A 5,382-nucleotide genomic window follows, 5' to 3' on the forward strand; every position below is an offset into this window, starting at 1 on the left:
CGTCTGGGTCGAGCGCCCATGGCCACGCCGATCATGGGCAATGACACGGTAGCCTTGTGACAGGAAGAACAGCATCTGGGCGTCCCAATCGTCGCTGCTCAACGGCCAGCCATGATGGAAGACGACAGGCTGCCCGGTCCCCCAGTCCTTGTAGTAAATCTGCGTTCCGTCCTTGGTGGTGATCGTACCGCTGCCGGAGCTGGGCTTGGTTTGCGAGGTCATCTCAATCTCCTTGTGGTTATTTCCGCGATAAACAATATCGCGATAACCATATAGCTAACGCGGCACAAAACCCTTGTCCACAAAAATATGTATCGCGATATCATTTTTCGTGGTATCGAATTGATGCCCATATTGGCAAAAGGAATGCGCCGTGCCTCTCCCGTTGGACAATCAGCTCTGTTTCACGCTCTATGCCACCAGCATGGCGATAAACCGCACCTACAAGCCGATGCTGGACGAGATGGGCATCACCTATCCGCAGTACCTGGTGCTGAACGCACTTGGAGAGGCCGATGGGATGTCGGTCGGCACCATCGCCAACCGGTTGGCTTTGGAATCGAGCACCGTCACGCCGCTGGTGAAGCGAATGGAGCAAGCCGAGCTGGTGACCCGCCAGCGCAGCCAGACCGACGAACGCCAGGTGCAGGTCGACCTGACATCAGCCGGACGCGCGCTGCTGGTCCAATGCAACTGTCTGAACGAGACCTTGGTCGAACGCTCGGGCATGACGCTTGCCGAGCTCGATGCCTTGAACCGGCAGATCCAGGCGCTACGCAACGCGTTGACCAGCGACCGGTAGCCCCTAGGTAGCCGCTTGGCCCAGTCATGGGTTGATTGCAATCAGTACGGCTTTTGAGGGCGGCTAAGCCAAACGTCGGAAAGAGGCCACCATCATGCGGACTTAAGCACGGCAAATGACCGTTTGCGCATGGCCCGCTTTGCCTGGAAACTGGCGGCGGGAGCGGGGCGGCCGACATGGAAGCCCTGGATCTTGTCTATGCCGAATTCGCGCATCAAAGCCATCTGTTCGTCGGTTTCCACCCCTTCGACCAGGATCTTGTGGCCGCGATTTCGAACCAGGGTGATGATGTCCTGCAGCATCGCCTTGCCGCTCAGGGAGCTGCAGTCGTGCAGAAACGATCGGTCGATCTTCACCGTGTCGAAATCGATCAGGCGAAGCCACGAAAGGCCCGCAAAGCCCGTCCCGAAATCATCAAGCCATATCTTGATCCCGAGCAGCTTCAGGTCGCTGATGCAGCGCAGAATGTCCGAGTGCATCTCCATCTCCAGCCCTTCGGTGATCTCGAAGGCCAGCCTGCTGCCGGCGACGCCGGTTTCGCCCAGAATGGTCGCGACAGACGTTGCGAAGCCAGGTGTCTTAAGCTGGATCGGGGAGACGTTGACGCTGACGACACGGACGTGGTCGTCAGCCAGGAGTTCGGCGCACACCGTCCTTATCGCCCAGCGCCCGAGTTCCAGGATCGCGCCGGTTCGCTCGGCGACGGGAATGAACAGGCTCGGCGGAACCGATGTGCCGTCCAGCATTTTGAGGCGCATCAGAGCCTCCACCGCTTCAACCCGGTCCGATTTGACATCCTGGATAGGCTGATAAACCAGTGAAACGAGATTCTGGCCGATCGCGATCTTCAGCAAGGCCGCGATGTTCTCGCTCTCGTCGCTGCTTTGCGGATCGGTTGGATCGAACAGCCGGGCACAATTTCGGCCGCCGGCTTTTGCCAGATAGAGAGCGCGATCGGCCTCGTGGATGATCTTCTCCAGCTTGGCGCCGGTCTGCGTCCTGGTGAATGCGGCGCCAACGCTCACCGTTACGATCGAGACGCCGTCGCGCCGCAGTTCGTGCGTCAGCGCCAGGTTCTCGACCGTGCTGCAAATGGCTTCCGCTATATCCAGTATCTGCTCTTTTTTCTCCATGCGAGCCAGGACGATGAACTCTTCACCGCCATAGCGGCCGATGGAGCCATTATACTGCTTGATCATGTCGCTAAGGGCATTGGCGACATGGATCAGGCAGCGGTCGCCTTCCTGATGGCCGTAGCAGTCGTTGAATTTCTTGAAGAAGTCCACGTCGATGAGGATCGCCCCGAAGCTGGTACCGACCTTTTGCCAATCGCTCCAGTAGTCCCGCAGCTTCTCGTCGATCGCGCGCCGGTTCTCCAGACCCGTCAGCGGATCGGTCCGCGACAACCTCAGCAGGGCCTTGCCGCGTTCGGTCGCCTCATTGTGCTGGATCTTGGCTTCCAGGGCATTCAGAAAGACGTTGTAGCGTTCCTCATTCAGTTTCCAGTTCACATACGAGGTGAACGTGAAACAGGATATATAGAAAGCCCCGAATACCATTTTGTATGTAAGGGTTGAAGGAACGAAGTAATTTACGATGTAAAGTATACACAATATTATTGCCGAGGTTACGATAGAAAGCTTGAAATTGAACGTAAAGAAAAGATTTGCGCTCATCATGAATATGGTCCCAAAGACCATGTAGTAAGAGACGCTTTCCTTGTCCGCGCCAAGAACCGCTGGGCACAACCAACCAACATAGCCGAAGATGATGGCTCCGGCGCAGGTCACGTCGAGCCATTCCGTTCCAATCCCCCGGCGAAGCTGTGCTTCGAGGATCAAAAGCGCGCTCAAGCCGACTGCGAAGCGCGCCGTGATCGTGTAGGCAGCAACATCCGGGATCAGCAGCAGATCCGTTGCCGAAAACAAGAGATAGATCGCAACCGCAATCCAGAGCCCTGGCCTGGCTTCTCCTCTTCGCGTCGCCTGCGCTTCGGTGCGGTAAAGGGTGCGGAGCTCGTCGGCGCTCAGTTCATAGCGCGGCTCGTACGGCTCCGCATCAACCGTATCGACCAATACGGAGGACAGGTGTTCGTTCATCACAATAGACCCCGTTTGAAAGGGATTTTGTTTTCCGAACTCATTTCCAGCTTCTGCCCCCACGCGGGCCGGCTCCTTTGGACGCGACGGCGATTGCGACGCCGGGCAAACAAATGCAATCGCGCAAGACAAGTTTCCGTTAACTCGAACCCGGAATTCGGGCCGGAAGCCGTCTAAAGAGGAACATGGTTGGCGGGAAATTAATCATAACGATAAAATGCCGTCAGCCCGACATTGGCAAATGGAGCATTCTACGCAATAAGTTAACCGACTGTTAACTATGGAGTGATGGCGTGCAGACCGTTCTTGATGGCAAAAGCTTGATTACTGCCGCGATGCTCGCCGGCACGCTGCCTCGGGGAAAGCTCGAGCATCATGGCGAAGCGTTCGAAACCGCGCGCGCGGAGCTGGCGCTCATTCTCCACGCGACACAGCAGCAGATCGAACAGGACAAGAACCCCGCCGAGATCGTCGGTCGCTTGCTGTCCTTCCTCAATGGCCTGCATTCCAAGGTTCATCCCGACGTCTGGCATGCGTTGATACCGGTGGCGCAGAACCATCCGATCCTGAAGTATTTTCTCGAGGATCCGCTGACGCACTGGTCCTTCACCAAGCCCAGGGGCTATTCCGGCGACGCGCAGTTGCTTGATTACATCTATTGCGATCCGCACGTGGCAGAGAGCGTGGCCAACGCCTCGGAGATCGGCAAGGCGCTCTATAGCCATACCCAGAACGTACCCTCATGCGTCGCGGCACGGGAACGACGCGACCTCCTGACCCGATATGTCGACGAGATTGCGGTCAAGAATGGACCGCAAACCGAGATCCTGGCGATCGCGGCCGGCCATTTGCGGGAGGCCAATCGCTCGGTCGCCTTGACGGAGGGCCGTCTCAAGCGCTGGGTTGCGCTCGATCAGGATCCCCAGAGCGTTGGGCTGATCGCGCGCGACTTCCAGGGCACCGCGGTCGAAGCCATCGACGGCTCGGTGCGAACCGTGCTCACGCGGGGTCACAAGCTCGGCAAGTTCGATTTCATCTATGCCTCCGGCCTTTACGACTACCTCGCCCACAACGTCGCGGTGAAACTCACGAAGACCTGCCTGCAGATGCTGAAGCCGAACGGGACGTTCCTGTTTGCGAACTACGCCGAGGGCACGCCTGACGCCGGCTACCGGGAGACATTCATGGACTGGGTGTTGCTGCTGCGATCGGAGGTCGATATGTGGAACATCGTCAATGCCAGCGTCGACCGCAACACCGTCGAGGCGCGGGTGTTCTTCGGCGAGAACCGCAACGTGCTTTATGCCGTCATCGAAAAGCGCGGATAGCGACCGCCTGGACTGCACCAGCCTGGGCGTGCCTTTGGCTTGCACCTCCGGCCGCCTTCCGCTATAGAGCCGCCACCCGCGTAGACACCCTTGGAGGCAACGCGGCGGAAGGCCGCCTTCCCGCATGATCCCGAAAAGTGGATTCCGGTTTTCGGACCAGATCATGCATGGGTATGTCGGCTTTCGACGTTTACGGTCCAGGCACTCTGCCAACCGTGAGCGCTCCAGTAAACCGAAAGGAAATGCCATGAGCCACGACACTTACGAGCTCAAGGCCGAAGCACGCGAACAGGTCGGTAAGGGGTCCGCCCGTGCAGTTCGCCGCAACGGTAAAGTGCCTGCAGTAATCTATGGTGACAAGCAGCCTCCCCTGGCTATCGCGCTCACCTACAAGGATATCTACTACAAGATCCATGGCGGTGGGTTTCTGACCACGATCGCCACGATCGATGTCGACGGCAAGAAGATCCAGGTCCTGCCGAAGGACTTCCAGCTCGACCCGGTCAAGGATTTCCCTGTCCATGTCGACTTCCTGCGCATCGGCAAGGACACCGAAGTCAATGTCGACGTGCCTGTCCACTTCATCAACGAGGACAAGTCGCCCGGCATCAAGCGCGGCGGCGTGCTCAACATCGTGCGTCACGAAGTCGAGTTCCACTGCCCGGCCAATGCGATCCCGGAGTTCATCACCGTCGATCTCACCGGCGCCAACATCGGCGACTCGATCCACATCTCGGCGGTCAAGCTGCCGGCTGGCGTCAAGCCTGTGATCTCCGACCGCGACTTCACCATCGCGACCATTGCCGGTTCGTCGGCGATGAAGCCGGAGACGGAAGAGACGGCTGAAGCAGCTGCACCTGAAGCGGCTCCTGCCGCCGACGAGAAGTAACTCTTTCACGCCCGGAGCAGGCGATGCTGCTGTTTGCAGGTCTCGGCAATCCGGGCGCGAAATACGCTGACAACCGCCACAATGTCGGTTTCATGGCGGCGGACGCAATCGCCCGCCGCCATTCCTTTTCGCCCTGGTCGAAGAAATTCCAGGGCCTCATTTCCGAGGGCACGCTCGGCGGCGAAAAAATCGTCCTGATCAAGCCGCAGACCTTCATGAACCTGTCCGGCCAGTCGGTCGGCGAAGCACTGCGCTTCTACAAGC

Annotated in this window: 6 protein-coding genes; 4 read left to right on the top strand and 2 right to left on the bottom strand. The window is 58.5% G+C overall.

All coding sequences use genetic code 11. The features are described from left to right. The coding region (locus EN964_RS23050; protein WP_164775943.1) for an alpha/beta fold hydrolase at positions 1-222 on the bottom strand (222 nt) is incomplete at its 3' end. A 151-nt stretch (positions 223-373) separates the two neighbouring features. Here EN964_RS23050 and EN964_RS23055 point away from each other — a divergent pair. Continuing rightward, a complete protein-coding gene (locus tag EN964_RS23055) occupies positions 374-802 on the top strand; it encodes a MarR family winged helix-turn-helix transcriptional regulator (RefSeq protein ID WP_127267865.1) in 429 nt (142 codons plus the stop codon). A 92-nt stretch (positions 803-894) separates the two neighbouring features. On the opposite strand, the gene EN964_RS23060 is transcribed toward EN964_RS23055, so the two are convergent. Further along, complete coding sequence (locus tag EN964_RS23060; protein WP_127267870.1) at positions 895-2,901, bottom strand: bifunctional diguanylate cyclase/phosphodiesterase; 2,007 nt, start codon at positions 2,899-2,901, stop codon at positions 895-897. Between the two features lie 293 nt (positions 2,902-3,194). Between EN964_RS23060 and EN964_RS23065 the strand changes: the two genes are divergently transcribed. The 3 genes from EN964_RS23065 to EN964_RS23080 all read left to right on the top strand — a co-directional run. Then, positions 3,195-4,229, top strand: coding sequence for a class I SAM-dependent methyltransferase (locus tag EN964_RS23065; RefSeq protein WP_127267866.1), 1,035 nt, complete (start codon positions 3,195-3,197; stop codon positions 4,227-4,229). Positions 4,230-4,476: 247 nt separating this feature from the next. Next, on the top strand, positions 4,477-5,118 hold the full coding sequence (locus tag EN964_RS23075; protein WP_127270548.1) for a 50S ribosomal protein L25/general stress protein Ctc: 642 nt from the start codon (positions 4,477-4,479) through the stop codon (positions 5,116-5,118). A 23-nt stretch (positions 5,119-5,141) separates the two neighbouring features. Further along, the coding region (locus EN964_RS23080) for an aminoacyl-tRNA hydrolase (protein ID WP_164775944.1) at positions 5,142-5,382 on the top strand (241 nt) is incomplete at its 3' end.

It is taken from the genome of Mesorhizobium sp. M7A.F.Ca.CA.001.10.2.1 (assembly GCF_003998575.1).
Classification (GTDB): domain Bacteria; phylum Pseudomonadota; class Alphaproteobacteria; order Rhizobiales; family Rhizobiaceae; genus Mesorhizobium.